Genomic DNA, 18,073 nt, shown 5'->3' with positions numbered 1-18,073 from the left:
TCAGTGTTGGCCGATCAGGATGCGGTTCAGGCCGTACACGCGATCGAGCAGCAGCATCGCGCCGGCGGTGATGAAGATGACGAGCGCCGACACCGACGCCATCATCGGATCGATCGACTCGGTCGCGTACATGTACATGCGCACCGGCAGCGTGACCGTCTGCGGCGACGTGACGAAGATCGACATCGTCAGTTCATCGAAGCTGTTGATGAACGCGAGCAGCCAGCCGCCGGTGATGCCGGGCACGATCATCGGCAGCGTGATGCGGCGGAAGGTCGTCCACGGGTCCGCGCCGAGCGAGCACGCGGCCTGCTCGATGCTGCGGTCGAGGCCCGCGACGGACGCGAGCACGAGACGCATCACGAACGGTGTGATGACGATCATGTGCGCGAGCACGAGCCACGCGAACGAGCCGGTCGCGCCGATCAGCGCGAAGAAGCGCAGCAATGCGATCCCGAGCACGAGGCCGGGGATCACCAGCGGCGACAGCAGCAGCCCGTTCAGGAACGCGCGGCCCGGAAACGTCGCGCGGCCGATCGCGAGGCCCGCCGGCAGCGCGATCGCGAGCGACAGCGTCGCCGACGCGAAGGCGAGCTTCAGGCTGTTGAAGAACGCGGTGACGAAGTCGGGGTAGTCGAGGATCGCGCGGAACCAGCGCAGCGACAGCCCGTGGGTCGGCAGCGTCAGCGTTTCGTCCGGGGTGAACGCGACCAGTACGACGATCGCGAGCGGCGCGAGCACGAACGCGATCACGAGCGTGTGGAACGCGAGGGCGAAGGGGCCGTTCTTTCTCATCGGGATGCGCCTCCGAGGCTGCGCGCGTAGCGGCGTTCGAGCACGCGGTAGTAGGTGAGCATCACGACGAGGTTCGCGACCAGCAGCAGCACCGCGATCGTCGCGCCGAGCGGCCAGTTCAGCGAGCCGAGGAATTCGTCGTACACGGCCGTGGCCGCGACCTTCAGCCGGCGTCCGCCGAGCAGGCCGGGAATCGCGAACGCGCTCGCCGACAGCCCGAACACCATCAGGCTGCCCGACAGCACGCCCGGCATCAGCTGCGGCAGCACGATGCGGCGCAGCGTCGTGAACGGCGACGCGCCGAGCGACAGCGCCGCGTGCTCGGTCTGCGGATCGAGCCGTTGCAGCGCGGTCCACACGGGAATCACCATGAACGGCAGCATCACGTGCACCAGCGCGATCACGATCGCGAAGGTCGTGTATTCGAGCTTGTACGGCCCGAGGCCGACGAGCCCGAGCGCCTGGTTCACGAGCCCGCTCGTGTTCAGCAGCATGCTCCAGCCGAACGCACGCACGACGACCGACACGAGCAGCGGCGCGAGGATCGCGAGCAGGAACAGCGAGCGCCACGGGTCGCGCATTTTCGACAGCACGTACGCTTCCGGCGTGCCGATCGCGACGCAGATCGCGGTGGTCAGCGCGGCGATCCCGAACGTGCGCAGGAAGATCGTGTGGAAGTACGACGAGCCGAGCACTTCCGCGTAGTTGCCGAATTGGAACGCGGCGATCGCGCCCGTCGCCGGGTCGAAGCGGTAGAACGTCAGCACGAGCGTCATCGCGAGCGGCACGAGCACGAGTGCGGCGAACAGCGCGAATGCGGGGGCGCACATCAGCCACAGCGGCGCATGCGCGCGCCAGGTCGCGCGCGGTGCGCGTCCGGCGGCGGTGCGTGTCGGCGTGGCCGCCGGCGCGTCGGGCTGCGCGAGGCTGGCCGGCACGCCGTCGGTGGTCAGCGGGCGGGAGGGCGGTCGCATTCAGGCCTCCCGGCGCATCACGCGCACCGCGTCGCTGTGCCAGTCGATGCCGACCGGCGCGCCTTCCGCGAGCGGTTCCGCGCCTTCGTTCTGGCAGCACACGAGCACTTCGCCGAGCGCGCTGTCGACGCGGTACAGCCACTGGCTGCCGAGAAAGAAGCGGCTCGTGACGGTCGCGGCGAAGCGGCCGGCGTCGGGGGTGCACAGCCGCAGTTTTTCCGGACGAATGCAGACCGACACCGCGTCGCCGATGCGCACGTCGCGCTCGCGCGGCGGCAGGTGCGCGGTATGGCCCGTCTCGGTGAGGTCGTGCCCGAGGTCGATGCGGATCGCGTCGCCGTCGTGCGCGACGATCGTGCCGGGCAGCAGGTTCGCCTTGCCGATGAACTGCGACACGAAGTGGTTCTCCGGGCGTTCGTACGCGCGGTACGGCGTGTCGGTCTGCGTGATGCGGCCGGCTTCCATCACGACCACGCGGTCGCTGATCGACAGCGCTTCCGACTGATCGTGCGTGACCATGATCGTCGTCGTGCCGATCTTGCGCTGGATCGCGCGCAGCTCGAACTGCATGTCCTCGCGCAGCTTCGCGTCGAGGTTCGACATCGGTTCGTCGAGCAGCAACACGGGCGGTTCGATCACGACCGCGCGCGCGATCGCGACGCGCTGCCGCTGGCCGCCCGACAGCTCGCGCGGAAAGCGGTGCGCGAGGGCATCGAGGCGCACGAGCGCAAGCGCGGCGCGGATGCGCTCCGTGCGCTCGGCCTTGTCGACGCCGCGCATGTCGAGGCCGAAGCCGACGTTTTCCGCGACGCTCATGTGCGGAAACAGCGCATAGCTCTGGAACACGATGCCGAGCCCGCGCCGGTTCGGCTTCAGGTGCGTGATGTCCTGCCCGTCGAGCGCGATGCGCCCGCGCGTGACGTCGACGAAGCCAGCGATCATCTGCAGCGTGGTGGTCTTGCCGCAGCCCGACGGCCCGAGCAGCGACACGAATTCGCCTTGTTCGACCGACAGGTTGACGTCGGCGACGGCGGTGAGGTCGCCGAAGGTTTTCGTCAGGTCCGTAAGCGTGAGAAACGACATGGGAAGCTCCGGGTTCGCACACCGCGTGGCCGGTGTACCGATGACGCGGACTCTAGCCAGCCATATTTCGGAGCGTCAATTTCGAATTCTGTTGAACGGGATGAATTTCGAAAAAATTCCGGTCAACGGAACGGATGGTCGAATCCCGTGAAAATCGTTCCGCTGGATGACGAGCGGTCGAGCCGCGAAACGCACGCGTCAATCCCGTGTACACCCGGATGCCCGCGGATTTTCGGCCGGACGACAATGGCGGCTCGCATATTCCGTTCAATGAAATCATCGAGGAGAGCCGGCATGCAGGAACCCCATTCGCCCGGAACGTCGCCGGCCGCACGCGCGGCGCACCCGGACGAGGACGCTGCCGATCCGGCCGGTGCGCCGGGCACCGGCATGCTGCAGCGAGCGTTCGCGATCCTGCGCGCGCTGGCCGGCATGCAGCAGGACGGCGTGCGCGTCACGCATCTCGCGAAGGCCGTCGGCCTCACGCAGGGCACCGCGCACCGGATCCTGCAATCGTTGATCGCCGAAGGGATGGTCGAGCAGGACGAGCAGTCGAAGCTGTACCGGTTGAGCGTCGACTTCTTCGCGCTCGCCGCGCAGGCCGGCAACCCGAGCAGCATGCGCACGCTGTGCCGCCCCGCATTGCTGCGGCTGTGCGCGAGTCTCGGCGAGACGATCTTCCTGCTCGTGAAGAGCGGCTTCGACGCGGTGTGTCTCGACCTGTGCGAAGGGCCGTTCCCGATCCGCTCGTTCACCGGTGACATCGGCGGGCGCATCGCGCTCGGCGTCGGGCAGGGCAGTCTCGCGATCCTCGCGTTCCTGCCCGAAGCGGAGCGCGAGGAAGTGATCCGCTTCAACGTGCCGCGCATTCGCGGCTATGGCGTGCTCGACGAGGTGTACCTGCGCACCGAGATCGAACGCGTGCGGCAGCTCGGCTACGCGGGCCGGAACAGCGGCGTGCTCGACGGGATGGCCGGCGTCGCGGTGCCGATTCTCGATCGCACCGGGTATCCGGTCGGCGCGCTGAGCGTCGGCACGCTTGCGTCGCGCCTCGGCGACGACCGCATGCCGATGGTCGTCGAACTGCTGCGGCGCCAGGCCGATGCGATCGGGCCGCGCACGAACCCGTTCGACGCCGCGTTGCGGCGGCCGATGCACGGGCTATCCGGGAAAACCGCATAGGCGCATCACGCGTCGCCGTTTCGTCAGCTTGCTTACGCGAGCCATTCACGTCTGAGCAAAGCGCGCCGCGTCCAGCGGACTTGCGCGCTTTCGTTTCTCTTGCAGCGGCGCACCGTCCCCGCTCATCTCCCCGTCATTCGAATTTCAACTGCCGCCCAGTTGAACATTTCATTTCTTGATGTGATTGCGGCTGGATACCATCCAGCGACTGTCTATACAACCCGATCGGCGCGTGTGGGCAGGATCAAAAAAACACAACACATCGATGAACAGGTTTGGAGAGGAGAAGACGGAGATGGTGCGAATGAAGGGTGGGAAGACGGGCGCCGCGTGCATGAGCGCGGCCATCGCGATGGTGTTCGCCGGCGCCGCGCACGCGCAGTCGACGGTGACGCTGTACGGGATCGTCGACGCGGGCATGACCTACACGAACAACGCGAAGGGCCATGCATTGTGGCAATTCACGGGCGGCAACGAATCGGGCCCCCGCTGGGGCTTGATCGGCACCGAGGATCTCGGCGGCGGGCTGAAGGCGAACTTCCGCCTCGAGAACGGCTTCAACGTCGCGAACGGCGCGCTCGGACAGGGCGGCCGGATGTTCGGGCGTTCGGCGTGGGTCGGCCTGAGCGGCGCGAACTGGGGCGCGGTGACGCTCGGCCGCCAGTACAACTCGACGCAGGACATCCTCGGCTCGCTGCAGATGAGCAGCTTCCTCGCGCAGTACTCGACGCACCCGTTCGACAACGACGACATCAACAACACGTTCCGCACCAACAACGCGGTGAAGTACGTGTCGCCGACGATCGCGGGCCTGCAGGCGAACCTCGTGTACGGCTTCTCGAACTCGACCGGCTTCGCAAACGACAACAGCTGGAGCGCGGGCGTCACCTACGTGAACGGGCCGCTCAACGCGGGCGCCGCGTATGCACGCGTGAACCATCCGGCGGTCAGCACGAGCGGCGCAGTTGCTTCGGATAACTACTATCCGGCGTCCGCATCGGTGTTCGGTGCGAGCCTCGGCAACGCGATCCGCCAGCAGATCTGGGGCGCGGGCGGCAGCTACGCGATCGGGCCGGCGACGCTCGGCCTGCTGTACACGGGCTCGAACTTCGGGCAGGCGACGGGCGGCGCGCTGCGCTTCAACAACTACGAAGGCAGCCTGCGCTACCTGATCACGCCGGCGCTGATGGCCGCGGCCGGCTACACCTATACGCAGGTTGCGCGCGCCAGCGACAGCGGCCACTACCACCAGGTATCGGCCGGCGCGCAGTACCTGCTGTCCAAGCGCACCGACGTGTACGTGAACGGCTTCTACCAGAAGGCGTCGTCGGGTGTCGGCCGTGCGTGGATCGACGGGACCGACGGCCCGTCGTCGACGACGTCGCAGGTGGCGGTGGTGGTCGGCATCCGCCAGAAGTTCTGATGTCCTGACGCGTTCGCGTGTCTTCCGGAGGAGACGGAAATGAAACTCAAACTGTTGCTGGCGGCGTTGCCGTTCGTCGGGATGTACACCGGCGGTTCGATCGCCGAGGTGCGGCCGCTGCTGTTCGGCCTGCCGTTCCTGCTCGTGTGGAACCTGATCTGGATGGCGGCGACCGCCGCGATCCTCGCGATCCTGTTCCATCTCGATGAACGCGCCGAGCGCGACGCGGCCCGCGCCGGCCGCACGGGAGACGCGCGATGAACGCATCGATCCTCATCATCGCGGCGTTCGCCGTGTTCGCGCTCGCGATCGGCGTGATGGCGCGCCGCGGCCGCAAGCTCACGCTCGAGCAGTGGGCGGTCGGCGGGCGCGGCTTCGGCTCGCTGCTCACGTTCCTGCTGATGGCCGGCGAAGCGTTCTCGACGTTCTCGTTCCTCGGCGCGAGCGGCTGGACCTACAGCAAGGGCGTGCCCGCGTTCTACATCCTGTCGTACGGCTGCCTCGCGTTCGTGATCGGCTACTGGATGCTGCCGGCGATCTGGCGTTACGCGAAGGCGCGCGGGCTCGTGTCGTTCGCCGACTACTTTGCGGCGAAGTACGACAGCCGTGCGATCGGCGTGCTGGTGTCGGTCGTCGCGGTGTTCGCGATGGTGTCGCTGCTGATGATCCAGTTGCGCGGGCTCGGCGTGATCGTGTCGGAGATGTCGTACGGGCTGATTCCGCAAGCGGCCGCGATCTGGATCGCCGCGACGCTGATGGCCGTGTACATGGTCGTGTCGGGCATCCACGGCTCGGCGAGCATTGCGATCTTCAAGGACGTGCTGATCCTCGCGATCGCGATCTTCCTCGGCCTGTACCTGCCGATGCATTACTACGGCGGCCTCGGCGCGATGTTCGCGAAGATCGACGCCGCGCATCCCGAACTGCTGCGCATGCCCGAGCATGGCTTCAACCTGAGCTGGTACAACTCGACGATCCTGCTCACGTCGCTCGGCTACTACCTGTACCCGCACGGTTTCACCGCGATCTACGTCGCGAAGGACGAGCGCGCGCTGCGCCGCAACGTGATCCTGATGCCGCTGTACCAGGTGCTGATCGCGTTCCTGTTCCTCGTCGGCTTCGCGGCCGTGATGACCGTGCACGGGCTCGAAGGCGCGCAGGCCGATCTCGCGCTGCTGCGCCTCGTGAAGCAGACGTTCCCCGCATGGTTCGTCGGCATCGTCGGCGGCACGGGCCTGCTGACCGCGCTGGTGCCGGGTTCGCTGATCATGCTGAACGCATCGACGACGATCGCGCGCAACATCTACCGCGAAGGTTTCGCGCCGAACGCGACCGACCGCGAGGTGACGCGCGTCGCGCGGATCGCGCTGCCGATCTTCACGCTGGTGGTCGTCTACTTCGTGCTGCGCGGCGGCGCGACGTTCGTCACGCTCGCGATCTTCTCGTCGAGCCTGCTCACGCAGCTCGTGCCGATGCTCGCGTCGAGCTTCCTGAAGCGGCCGTTCGGTACGCGTGAAGGTGCGTTCGCGGGCATCGCAGCCGGTGCGATCGTGATCGCGATGACGAACTACTATGGCGTGACGCTCGCGTCGCTGTTCCCGGGCGCGTCGAACACGCTGACGTCGATCAACCCCGGGCTCGTCGCGCTCGCGGTGAATGCGGTGGTGTTCATCGTGATCAGCGCGGGGCAGCGCAGGCTGAAGGCGCGTATCGCGGCGCCGGCGGGATCCGTGTGACGGCGTGGCGGCCGGAAGGCATTGAAATCAATCGAACGACGACAGGACACCGTGCGATGACTACCGAAGACAACCGGGCGGACAACCGCGAAGCGATCGACACGCTGATCGCGAACGGCTGCGTGATCACGATGGACCCGCAGCGCCGCGTGATCGAGCACGGCGCGGTTGCCGTGAGCGGCGATCGTATCGTCGCCGTGGGCGGCACCGATGAACTGCAGGCCCGCTACCGCGCCGCACGCACGATCGACGCGCGCCGCAGGGCCGTGCTGCCGGGCCTGATCGATGCCCATGCGCATGCGGGCCACGCGATGCTGCGCACGATCGGCGGCGCGGACGGCGATGCATGGTCGGCCGCGGCCGAGACGATCTACACGCGTGCGTCCGACGAGGCATTCTGGGAAACCGAATCGCACCTTGCCGCGCTCGAGCGGCTGAAGGCCGGGGTGACGACGGGCGTGTCGCTGCTCGGCGGCGGCAACTCGATCATGCGCGTCGACGATCCGGTCTATGCACGGCGCCATTGCGATGCGGTCGTGCGCACCGGCACGCGCTCGATCGTCGCGGTCGGCCCGTCCCGGCCGCCCGCGCCGCGTGCTTATACGCGCCACACGCCGGACGGCAGCGACACGCGCGACATCGACTTCGACACGATGTACGCAGTGTCCAAAAGCATCATCGACGAATGCCACGGCGATGCCGATGGCCGGATCCGCATCGCGCTCACGCTGCCCGTGTACGGGCCCGAGCACGACCCCGAACTCGCGCGGTACGAACACGACTTCCGCGACCAGGCCGCCCGTTACGGCGCACTGGCGCGCGAGCGCGGGCTGACGTTCACGCAGGACGGCCACCGCGCGGGCACGCTCGCGTTCGCGCATCGCGAGCTCGGCTTGCTCGGCCCGACGTCGTTCATGTCGCACAGCATCGACCTGACCGACGACGACATCGCGGCATGCGTCGAGACGGGCACCGCGATCGTTCATAACCCGAGCGCGATCATGTCGATCATCGGTCGCTGCCCGGTGCCCGAGCTGATCGATGCGGGCGTGACGGTGGCGATCGCGTCGGACGGCGCGGCGCCCGATCGCGGCTACGACATGTTCCGCCATATGTGGCAGTGCATGCATTACCACCGCCGGCATTTCCGCGACCCGGACGTGCTGCCGCACGGCAAGGTGCTGGAGATGGTGACGATCGACGCGGCGAAGGCGCTGTCGGTCGATCACGAAGTCGGCTCGCTCGAAGCCGGCAAGCTCGCCGACATCATCCTCGTCGACCTGTTCCGGCCGCACATGATGCCGATGAACATGCCGGTGTATCGCGTGACGTGCTTCGCGAACGCGGCCGACGTGTGCATGACGATGGTCGGCGGCAGGGTGCTGATGGAGGATCGGCGCGTGTTGTCGGTCGACGAGCAGGCGGTTCTCGAGCGGGTGAACGAAGTCGCGGAAATCACGATCGAGCGCAGCGGGTTGCGTCATTTGCTCGACGAGCCGAAGACGCTGTGGGGGCGCAGCCGCTATTGACTGACATAATTTGACACGACGGGCAGAACTCTTGTCGGTGTCGCGGCGACTAAGGAATCGCCACATTGACAGGAGCAGAGATAAATGAACGCCAGGATTCCCCTCGCCGCTGCCGCGCTGATCCTCGCCCAGGCCGCATGGGCCGCGGGCCCCACGCCGACGAAAACCTGGACGATGAGCGCGATCCCCGGCGATCGCGCGGCGAGCGACGCGTTCGTCGCGATGAAGAAAGGGCACACGGTGCCGGCATGGGTGACGAACGGCACCGAATCTCCGGGAACCACCGTCGTGTTCGGCGGGCACGACGTCTACGTGATGACCGCCTGCAAGCCGCACAGGTGCGGGTCGGAGCGCATCGCGGTGCTGTACGACCCGCAGAAGAAGGTCATGTACGGTGTGCTGTCCGTCGCCGGTCCGAAGGAGGGCGCCGAGAAGCTGACGTGGCTCAATATCGGCGGCGGTAACGAATCGATCGACGGGCGGACGATTCTGTATGCGGCACTGACGGGCAGCCTCGAGAACCACCCGGACGCGTTCAATTACAAGTGACGCCGGTCGATTGACGGCCTTTCAGGCATCGATCGCCATCGCTGCACGAACGGGCCGGCCGAAGTGAAGCAGGGGCGTCGCGCGATCATGCGCGGCGCCCTTTTTCTTTTGCCGGCGCGGCTCGGTCGGCATGCAACTGCGAAGTTCAACGACGGTAGATGAACTCCAGGTCAGTCGCTTCGCCGACCTTGAAATCGTACGTGCCGACCTTCCTGAAACCGGCCTTCTCGTAAAAGGCGATGGCCTTCGCGTTGCCGGACCACACGCCGAGCCACACCGGGCCGGGGCGTTCCGTGGCCAGATAGTCCAGTGCGGAGTCGAACAACGCGCGCCCGGCGCCGGTCCCTTGAGTACCGCGCCGAAGGTAGATCTGATGGATCTCCCCCGACCCGTCGGCAACCTCCGGGTGCGGGAGCTTGCACGGCCCCGCGTGCGCATACCCCACCAGCCGGCCGTCGTCGCTTTCGGCGACCCACGTGCGGCACTGGGGATCGTTGAGCTGGCCCGTGACCGTTTCCACCGAGTAGGCCTGGGTTTCATACGCAGCCAGATCGTGCGGCGGGTAGTCGATATTGAATCCGTCTTGCAGAAAGGTTTCGCGAAACGTGTCGCGCTTCAGTTCGGCGAGCGGGATGGCATCGGAGGGCGTAGCAACGCGGATCAACATGGAGGATGGCTGGATTCGTGGGTCGGGCCGACAGTTTATCCCGGCTGACGAGAGGCTTGCGAGCGCCTGTTCGACCTGCGTGCGAGCCGTACCAGGGGCGTGTGCGCCCGAACCTGATCGACCGCAAGGCGATCGTGCCGATGCCGGTGGTTGACCGCCGACGGACATGCTAGGATTTCCGACAAACAACTTCGGAGACTGCCATGCCGTTCATCTGCGAAAACGTTGCATGCCGCGCCGTGCTGGCTCGCGGGCAGGTCAGGCCCCATCAGGAGGACTCCGGGTGGTGCTTCTACTGCCCGGACTGCAATACCCGGAACGAGTTGATGTATGTCGACGTGGCCGGCGGCGCCGTCGAGCTGGTTCAGCCGGAGCGGGCGAGCCCGCCGCACAAGGTGGTTGCAACGGCCCGACCGTTGCAGGATGGCAAATACGCCGCGCAGTTGAGCGTTCAGCGGGCGCTCGCGGTGAAGGGAACGTACGCGGCCGAAGAACACTGGGATGAACTCGGTGTGTTCGGCGACGCGCAGGAAGCCGTCGCGCACGCGAAGTCGTTCGCAACCGACCTGCTGCAGCGAGCGGCGTAGTCGGAATCATTCGGTCAACGAAGAAGCGGTGTCGCGCATGCATGCGTGACACCGCTTTGCGTTGTCCGTTCGTTCCCGTCAGTTGTAGATGTCGAACGAGAAATACTTCTTCGCGATCCGCTGGTACGTCCCGTCCTGGATCAGGCTCGCAAGCGCCTGGTTGATCTGCGTGCGCAGCGCGTCGTCGTCCTTGCGCACGCCGATCGCCGAACCGACGCCGAGCGTCTTCGGGTCATGCAGCGGCGGCCCCGCGAATTCGAAGTTCGCGCCCTTCGCGGTCTTCAGGAAACCGAGGTCGGCCTGCACCGACGATTGCAGCGACGCATCGAGCCGCCCCGACAGCAGGTCCTGGTAGACGAGATCCTGCGTCTGGTACGTGCGGACGATCACGCCCTTCGGCTCCCAGTACGTGCGCGCATAGGTTTCCTGCGTCGAACCTTGCTCGACGCCGACGCTTTTGCCCTGCAGCGACTCGGGCGTCGGCTGCAGGTTCGAGCCGCGCCGCGCGACGAGCCGGGGCGGCACGTTGTTGATCTTGTCCGTGAACGCGATCTGCGCGAGGCGCTTCTCGGTCACGCTCATCGACGACAGCACGCCGTCGAACTTGCGCGCCTTCAGCGCGGGGATCATCCCGTCGAACGCGTTCTCGACCCACACGCAGCGCACCTTCATCCGTTCGCAGATCGCGTTGCCGAGATCGATGTCGAAGCCGACGAGCTTGCCGTCGGGCGCGAGCGATTCGAACGGCGCATAGCTGGGGTCGACGCCGAGGCGCAGCACCGCCGGGTCTTTCGCCGCGGCGGCGCCGGCCGTCAGCGCGAGCGCGACGGCCAGGACGAGTTTGTTCATGTCTGTCTCCAATACCGATTGATCGTGTTTGTTTTGAAGCGAACCAGCGGCCGTCGGGCGTGACTGCCCGCGCCCGGCCATGCGCGGGCGGCGGGACGTCGCGCCGGAAGCGGCCGGCGAAACGTCCGGATTCGAAGGGGGCTTTAGCGGGCGGCGCCGATGATGCGCGCCATGCCGTGCCGGTAGCCGGCGGGCGCGAACGCGGCGTTCAGTGCGGCCATCGCGACGATCACGCCGAGATGGATCCACCACGCGATCGCGAAGCCGCCGCCCGCGTCGCGCAGCCAGCCGATCAGCCAGGGGCTCGCCGCGACGGTCAGGAAGCCGATGCCCTGCACGAACGCGGCGAGCGCGCCGGCGAGCCGGGCATCGGGCAGGTGGTCGAGCGTGACGATCAGGCTCATCGAGAAGAAGCCGCCGAGACCGAGGCCGACGCTCGCGACCCAGAGCCACGGCGCGACCGCGGGCAGCGTCGCGAACCCGATGAAGCCGGCCGCCTGCAGCGCGAGCGTGAGCCACAGCACGGCGCGGCGGTCGGGCGAGCGTTTTGCGAGCATCGGCATCGCGAGCGCGCCGATCGCCTGGAACAGTGCCATCCACGCGAGCAGGTTGCCGCTCGCTTGCGGACTCATGCCGATGCTGTGGTAGAACGCGGGCAACCACGCGACGAGGCTGGCGTAGCCGCTGTTGCTGAGCCCGAAGAACAGCGCGAGCTGCCACGCGCGCGGAATGCGGGCGAACGCGGTGAGCGGAACCGATACGGCCGTCGCCCGCACGGCGTCGCGCGGCGCCTTCGCCCGCCACAGCGCGAGCGTGACGAGCGCCGGTACGGCCCACACGGCGAGCGCGAGATGCCAGCCGCCATGCGCGGCGAGCCACGGGCTCGCGACCGCGCCGAACGCGCCGCCGCCGACCAGCGCGGCCGAATAGAGGCCCATCGCGAGCGGCAGCCGGTCGACGAACCAGCGTTTCGCGAGGCCGGGTACGAGCGCCTGGATCACGGCGACGCCTGCGCCCGCGACGATCGCGGTGCCGATCAGGCCGGTGCTGCCGCCGGTCCACAGGCGCGCGGTGCAGCCCGCCGCGATCAGCGCCAGCGCGACGGTCAGCGCGCGCTGCTCGCCCAAGCGTCGCGCGAGCCCGACACCGACCCCGGCGACCACACCCATCAGCAAGAACGGCAGCGTGGTCAGCAGCGCGGCCGCGCGAAACCCGAGGCCCGTGTCGGCGCGCACGACGTCGAGCACGGGGCCGAACGCGGTCAGGAACGGGCGCAGGTTGAGGCCGGCCAGCACCAGCAGCGCGAGCGCGCCATAGGACACGGAAGCCGCATGCGGGCGGTGGACGGCTTGCGCGGTGCCGGGGTCGGACATCGGGATGCTCCAGGGAGGGGCCGGTGGCCCTGAGATGCGATGCCGAAAGGGTAAGCGCGCGCTGCGCCAGGTGAAAATTAAATATTCGACTGGGAATCAGTGCGGAATGCGATGGGGCGGAGCGGGGCGACGGGGACGGATGGGGGCCGCCGGCGGTGGCGGGCGATACGGCGTGACGGGGCCGTCGTCAGATGAAACACGCACCGTCACGCGACGGGCATCTGCTCGGCGAGCGCTTGCGCGCGCGCGGCCACCAGCGTCCGGACGAGCGCGCGATCGGCCGCCGTTTCCGGCGTAAAGATCACGAGCGTCTGGTCGGGCCGGCCGCTCACTGCGAACGCCGAGTATTCGAGCGCGATGCGCCCGACGGCAGGATGGTGGATCTCCTTGGTTCCTTCTTCGTGCGAGCGGACATCGTGGTCGCGCCACAGCGCGTCGAACTCCGCGCTCGCCGCGCGCATCTCGTCGACGAATGCCTGAACGGCCTGCGTCGCACCGCCGCGCGCGACGTCGGCGCGAAACGCGCCCACCGCGAACCGCGCGACGCGTTCCCAGTTCGCCTGCACGCGGCGCACGTGCGGATCGACGAAGATGAGCCGCAGGATGTTGCGCCGCTCCGGCGGCAGCGTCGTGTAGTCGGTCAGCGTCGCGGCCGCCGCGTCGTTCCACGCGACGACGTCCCACGTCGCCGAGCGCACGATCGCGGGGCTCGCGTCGAGCGAATCGAGCACGTGCTGCACGCGCGGCGACACATGGTCTGCTGCGTGATAGCGCACTTCCGGCAGGTGGCCGACGCCGATCAGGAACAGGTGCTCGCGCTCGGCGTCGTTCAGCAGCAGCGCGCGGGCGAGCCGGTCGAGCACGTCGGCCGACGGCGCACCGCCGCGCCCCTGCTCGAGCCACGTGTACCACGCGGTGCTCACGTGCGCACGCTGGGCGACTTCCTCGCGCCGCAGGCCCGGCGTGCGGCGGCGCGTGGCCGGCAGGCCGAGCGCGGCCGGGTCGAGTTTTTCGCGGCGGGCCCGAAGGTATGCGCCGAGCAGGTTGTCAGGGGCGTCAGCCATAGCCTGTTAGTTCGTTTACCGGTAAACCGTCACGACTTCACCGTGCGCGGCGATCGACAGATAGTAAGCCTCCCTGCCATCCGGAGGTGTTGAACATGCGTGTCTTTGTTACTGGAGCGTCGGGCTTCGTCGGCTCTGCCGTCGTGGCCGAACTCGTTGCCGCCGGGCACTCGGTGCTCGGTCTCGCGCGGTCCGATGCGGCCGCGTCGTCGGTTGCGGCGGCCGGCGCCGATGTCCATCGCGGGTCGCTCGAGGATCTCGACAGCCTCACGCGCGGCGTCGAAGCCGCCGACGCGGTGATCCATACGGGATTCAATCACGACTTCTCGCGCTTCGCGCAGAACTGCGAGCTCGATCGCCGCGCGATCGAGACGATCGGTGCGGTGCTCGCCGGCTCGGCGCGGCCGCTGGTCGTCACGTCCGGCCTCGCACTCGTCGCGCCGGGGCGCGCGGCGACGGAGGACGATCCGCACGTGCCGGTGACGTCGACCTACCCGCGGGCGTCCGAAGCGACCGCGGTCGCGCTGGAGGCGCGCGGCGTGCATGCGTCGGTCGTGCGTCTGCCGCCGTCCGTGCATGGCGACGGCGATCACGCTTTCGTGCCGCGCCTGATCGCGTTCGCGCGGGAGAAGGGCGTGTCGGCCTACATCGGCGAAGGCGACAACCGCTGGCCGGCCGTGCACCGGCTCGACGCGGCGCGTGTGTACCGGCTCGCGATCGAGCGCGGTGCGGCCGGCGCGCGCTATCACGCGGTCGACGATACGGGTGTGCGGTTCAGGGACATCGCGGAGGTGATCGGCCGGCGGCTGAACGTGCCGGTCGTCGCGAAGACGGCGGCGGAAGCGGGCGAACACTTCGGCTGGTTCGCGATGTTCGCGGGAATGGATGCGCCCGCAACGAGCGAGCGCACGCGTGCATCGCTCGACTGGGCGCCGACGCAGCCGGGGCTGCTGGCCGATATCGACCGGCCGAGTTATTTCGAAGGCTGAGCGGGGCGGCGGGCGTGCCGTCGTATCCAGACAAGCGGCACGCCCGCGTTGCACCGTTCAGACCGTGACGACGATCTTCCCGACCTGCGCGCCGGTTTCCATGTACCGATGCGTTTGCGCGCTGTCGTCGAATGCTCCGCCAGTCGCATCAAACATCTTCATCGTTTCGCTTTTCGTTTCAGCCGCCATCCGTCTCGTGCGCAGAATTGCTTTTTATTCATTCAAATCTATATTGGGATCTGTTCGTTTCGATGCGAGGAATCAAAACGATGACGACTCAATCGAATGTGCTCGAGAAGTTTCAGATGTGCGCGGCCGTACGAGGAGACACGTCGGCCGTGGTGTCGGAGCAAGCGTGCCTGAGTTACCGCGAGCTGGATCGTCGGAGCGACGCGGTTGCCGGTGCATTGCGAGGCCGGGGCATCGGGCGCGGCAGCCTGGTGCCGATCGAGGCGGCGCGTAACGTCGACTTCATCGTCGGTATCCTCGGCATTCTGAAGGCCGGTGCGACGTATGTCCCGATCGACGAACGTTATCCCGACGCCCGCAAGGACCTCATCCTGCAGCAATGCGATGCGTCGCTGGTGTTGACGGCCCGCGCGACGCAGCGGGATGCGGCCGTTCCGTTCATCAGTGTGGCGGACCTGTCGGTGCGGCGGCCCGACCGGGACAACGCGCATGCGACGCGACCCGCCGATGCGCCGGAGGGTGCGATCTACGTGATCTTCACGTCCGGCTCCACCGGCGCGCCGAAAGGCGTCATTGTCGAGCATGCCGCCGTGGCCACACTCGTCGGCTGGCACAACGCGCGTTTTTCGATGAATGCCGAAAGCCGCGCGACGCTGATGGCGGGCCTCGGCTTCGATGTATCGCAGTGGGAAATCTGGTCGGCCCTCTGCGCGGGGGCGACGCTGTTCCTGCCGGACGACGAAACGCGTTTCGACGCCGATGCGCTCGTCGGCTTCTTCACCCGTCACCGGATCACGCATGCGTACGTGCCCACCGTGATGGTGGCCGACGTGGTGGGTGTCGGCCAGCCGGCGGACCTGAAGCTCGAGTATCTGTTCACGGCCGGCGAAAAGCTCGATCCGGTCGATACCGATCGAGTCAGTTACACGGTGGTCGATTACTACGGGCCGACCGAAGCGACGATCTTCGCGACGTATCACGTCGTTCCGAGCGCGACGCTTGGCCGTCCGGCATCGATCGGACACCCGGTCGGCAATACCGAGATCCTGATCCTGAACGATGCGCGGGAAGCGGTGGGGGAGAACGACGTCGGCGAGATCTGCATCGGCGGGCCAGGCCTGGCTCGCGGCTACCTGAACAACCCTGCGTTGACTCGCGAGAAATTCCGTCCGCATCCGCAACGGCCGGATCGGATCATCTATCGCACGGGCGATCTCGGGCGCCGTCTGAACGACGGCTCGATCCAGTTTCTCGGCCGTCTGGACGATCAGGTCAAGATTCGCGGCAACCTGGTCGAGCTGGGCGAAATCCAGGCGGTGCTCGCCAGAGCGGACGTGGTACGCAAGGCGCTGGTGCTGGCGTTGCCCCGCATCGCCGGAACCGGCAAGGAACTGGTTGCGTTCGTCGTGCCGGCTGATCCCGCCGTGCCGCCCGAGCGGGTCGTCGACGCGCTGAAGGCAAGCGTGCGGCAATACCTGCCGGATTACATGTGGCCCGTCGGTCACGTGCTGCTCGACGACATCCCCGTGACGGCGAACGGCAAGACCGACCGGGCCGCGCTGCAGCAGCGTTACCACGACGAACTGCGCAACCGGACCGAGCAGGAGTCGTATACCGCCGTCGAGCGGATCGTGATGGATGCTTTCGTCGCGCTGACCGGCCATGCGTCGTTTCGCAAGACCGACAGTTTCTTCGACATCGGCGGCAATTCGCTGCTGACGGCGAAGCTTGCCAGGGCGCTGTCGGATGCCGCGGGCACGAAGATGCTGATCCGTGACGTCTACGAGCACTTGTCGGTGGAAGGGCTCGCAGGCGAGATCGAGCGGCGTGTCGCGGCGGCGCTCGAGATCGACCGCGAGCCCGTTTATGCGCTCTCGAACGATATCCGCGTGCCGGCGCAGGCGGATTTCAGTGGCGCCTTCGACGTCGCGCTGCTGGCGCGCCCGCGCACGATTCTGCTGACGGGCGCCACGGGGTTCGTCGGCGTTCATTTGCTGGCCGAACTGCTCGCGACGACGTCGGCGATCGTGCATTGCCTTGTGCGTGCGGAAGATGCCGCCGCGGGACGTGCGCGGATCGACGAAAAGCTGCGCGCCTACGACGTGAACCTCGGGCCGGACGAGCGATCCCGCATCCGAGTGTGGGCGGGTGATATCACGCAGGCGCGCTTCGGGCTGGACGAGCGGCGCTACGCGGCGCTGGCGGACGAAATCGACATCGTTTACCACTCGGCTGGCGCGGTCAATTTCATCCAGCCGTATTCGTTCATGAAGAAGATCAACGTGGACGGCCTGACCCAGATCCTCGCTTTCGCCGGGTACAGGCGCACCAAGGCGCTGATCCTGCTGTCGACGATCTCGGTGTACAGCTGGGGGCATCGCTTCACCGGCAAGGCCATGATGACCGAAGCGGACGACATCGATCAGAACCTGCCGGCGGTGCTCGAGGACATCGGCTATACGCGCAGCAAATGGGTGATGGAAAAAATGGCCGACCTGGCGGCGCAGCACGGCCTGCCGCTGATGACGTTCCGTCTCGGCTACGCGACGTTTCACGGCGAGACCGGCGTCAGCGCCGATTATCAATGGTGGGGGCGGCTCGTGAAGACGTGCATGGCGCTCGGCACCGTGCCCGACCTCGAGGACCTGCGCGAAGGGCTCACGAGCGTGGACTACATGACGAAAGCGCTTGCGTGGATTTCGCGCAATCCGGCGGCGCTGGGGCGGAAATTCAATCTGATCAATTCACCCGAGGCCAACCTGACGCTTCGGGAGTTCTTCTCGAGGCTGGAACGCTACTTCGGCTTGCGGTTCCGGGTCGTGCCGTTCCGCGAATGGCGCGATGCGTGGAAGACCGATATCGACGCACCGCTCTATCCGCTATTGAGCCTGTTCGACGACAACATTCGCGACGGGATGTCCACGGCCGAGCTGTATCAGAACAATTACGTGTGGGACTGCCGCAACGTGATCGAATTTCTCGAAGGCAGCGGCATCGCGCAGCCGGCATTTTCCCGCGAGCAACTGGCGCGGTACATGGAGCGGTCGATCGGCCATCGGGTTGCGGGGTGAGCGCGACAACCGC

16 protein-coding genes are annotated in these 18,073 nt (G+C 67.2%); 9 read left to right on the top strand and 7 right to left on the bottom strand.

From position 1 onward, the window contains the following. From C5O79_RS20865 to C5O79_RS20855, 3 genes are read right to left on the bottom strand one after another with little or no spacing between them, the layout of a single operon-like run. Window positions 1–795, bottom strand: coding sequence for an ABC transporter permease (locus C5O79_RS20865; protein ID WP_122475002.1), 795 nt, complete (start codon window positions 793–795; stop codon window positions 1–3). Further along, entirely contained in the window at window positions 792–1,769 is a 978-nt protein-coding gene (locus C5O79_RS20860; RefSeq protein ID WP_046549334.1) for an ABC transporter permease, read from the bottom strand. The genes C5O79_RS20865 and C5O79_RS20860 overlap by 4 nt, the downstream gene beginning before the upstream one ends. After that, on the bottom strand, window positions 1,770–2,852 hold the full coding sequence (locus C5O79_RS20855) for an ABC transporter ATP-binding protein (protein ID WP_046549335.1): 1,083 nt from the start codon (window positions 2,850–2,852) through the stop codon (window positions 1,770–1,772). A gap of 294 nt (window positions 2,853–3,146) precedes the next feature. On the opposite strand from C5O79_RS20855, the gene C5O79_RS20845 reads away from it, so the two are divergent. The 6 genes from C5O79_RS20845 (at window position 3,147) to C5O79_RS20820 (ending at window position 9,271) form a co-directional block, all read left to right on the top strand. Then, window positions 3,147–4,034: an IclR family transcriptional regulator gene (locus C5O79_RS20845; protein WP_047851761.1), complete on the top strand. Its 888-nt coding sequence runs from the start codon at window positions 3,147–3,149 to the stop codon at window positions 4,032–4,034. A gap of 334 nt (window positions 4,035–4,368) precedes the next feature. Further along, window positions 4,369–5,457 carry a porin gene (locus tag C5O79_RS20840; RefSeq protein ID WP_165935645.1) on the top strand — a complete coding sequence of 363 codons (1,089 nt, stop codon included), beginning with the start codon at window positions 4,369–4,371 and terminating at the stop codon, window positions 5,455–5,457. Window positions 5,458–5,496: 39 nt separating this feature from the next. Continuing rightward, window positions 5,497–5,718, top strand: a complete 222-nt coding sequence (locus C5O79_RS20835) for a DUF3311 domain-containing protein (protein WP_124493573.1) — start codon at window positions 5,497–5,499, stop codon at window positions 5,716–5,718. Beyond that, window positions 5,715–7,193: a sodium:solute symporter gene (locus C5O79_RS20830; RefSeq protein WP_071333071.1), complete on the top strand. Its 1,479-nt coding sequence runs from the start codon at window positions 5,715–5,717 to the stop codon at window positions 7,191–7,193. The genes C5O79_RS20835 and C5O79_RS20830 overlap by 4 nt, the downstream gene beginning before the upstream one ends. 56 nt (window positions 7,194–7,249) lie before the next feature. Then, entirely contained in the window at window positions 7,250–8,722 is a 1,473-nt protein-coding gene (locus C5O79_RS20825) for an amidohydrolase family protein (protein WP_131931633.1), read from the top strand. Window positions 8,723–8,806: 84 nt separating this feature from the next. Then, window positions 8,807–9,271: an Ivy family C-type lysozyme inhibitor gene (locus tag C5O79_RS20820; protein ID WP_131931631.1), complete on the top strand. Its 465-nt coding sequence runs from the start codon at window positions 8,807–8,809 to the stop codon at window positions 9,269–9,271. 145 nt (window positions 9,272–9,416) lie between these two features. On the opposite strand, the gene C5O79_RS20815 is transcribed toward C5O79_RS20820, so the two are convergent. Next, window positions 9,417–9,938, bottom strand: coding sequence for a GNAT family N-acetyltransferase (locus tag C5O79_RS20815; RefSeq protein ID WP_046549341.1), 522 nt, complete (start codon window positions 9,936–9,938; stop codon window positions 9,417–9,419). A gap of 203 nt (window positions 9,939–10,141) precedes the next feature. On the opposite strand from C5O79_RS20815, the gene C5O79_RS20810 reads away from it, so the two are divergent. Continuing rightward, window positions 10,142–10,525 carry a hypothetical protein gene (locus C5O79_RS20810; RefSeq protein ID WP_039364182.1) on the top strand — a complete coding sequence of 128 codons (384 nt, stop codon included), beginning with the start codon at window positions 10,142–10,144 and terminating at the stop codon, window positions 10,523–10,525. 78 nt (window positions 10,526–10,603) lie between these two features. Here C5O79_RS20810 and C5O79_RS20805 read toward each other — a convergent pair whose 3' ends face one another. The 3 genes from C5O79_RS20805 to C5O79_RS20795 form a co-directional block, all read right to left on the bottom strand. Then, entirely contained in the window at window positions 10,604–11,374 is a 771-nt protein-coding gene (locus C5O79_RS20805) for an ABC transporter substrate-binding protein (RefSeq protein WP_131931629.1), read from the bottom strand. A 143-nt stretch (window positions 11,375–11,517) separates the two neighbouring features. Further along, window positions 11,518–12,747, bottom strand: a complete 1,230-nt coding sequence (locus tag C5O79_RS20800) for a cyanate transporter (protein WP_124493577.1) — start codon at window positions 12,745–12,747, stop codon at window positions 11,518–11,520. A 206-nt stretch (window positions 12,748–12,953) separates the two neighbouring features. After that, window positions 12,954–13,811 carry a helix-turn-helix transcriptional regulator gene (locus tag C5O79_RS20795; protein ID WP_046549344.1) on the bottom strand — a complete coding sequence of 286 codons (858 nt, stop codon included), beginning with the start codon at window positions 13,809–13,811 and terminating at the stop codon, window positions 12,954–12,956. Window positions 13,812–13,906: 95 nt separating this feature from the next. Between C5O79_RS20795 and C5O79_RS20790 the strand changes: the two genes are divergently transcribed. Together C5O79_RS20790 and C5O79_RS20780 are read left to right on the top strand one after the other, a co-directional pair. Continuing rightward, a complete protein-coding gene (locus C5O79_RS20790) occupies window positions 13,907–14,800 on the top strand; it encodes an SDR family oxidoreductase (RefSeq protein WP_131931627.1) in 894 nt (297 codons plus the stop codon). 269 nt (window positions 14,801–15,069) lie between these two features. Beyond that, window positions 15,070–18,060, top strand: a complete 2,991-nt coding sequence (locus tag C5O79_RS20780; protein WP_131931624.1) for a non-ribosomal peptide synthetase — start codon at window positions 15,070–15,072, stop codon at window positions 18,058–18,060. Window positions 18,061–18,073 lie beyond the last annotated feature (13 nt).

This window comes from Burkholderia sp. SRS-25 (assembly GCF_004343765.1).
Lineage (GTDB): Bacteria > Pseudomonadota > Gammaproteobacteria > Burkholderiales > Burkholderiaceae > Burkholderia > Burkholderia contaminans.
Note: the sequence above shows the minus strand (reverse complement) of the source record. Positions and strands in the feature narration are given on the sequence as shown.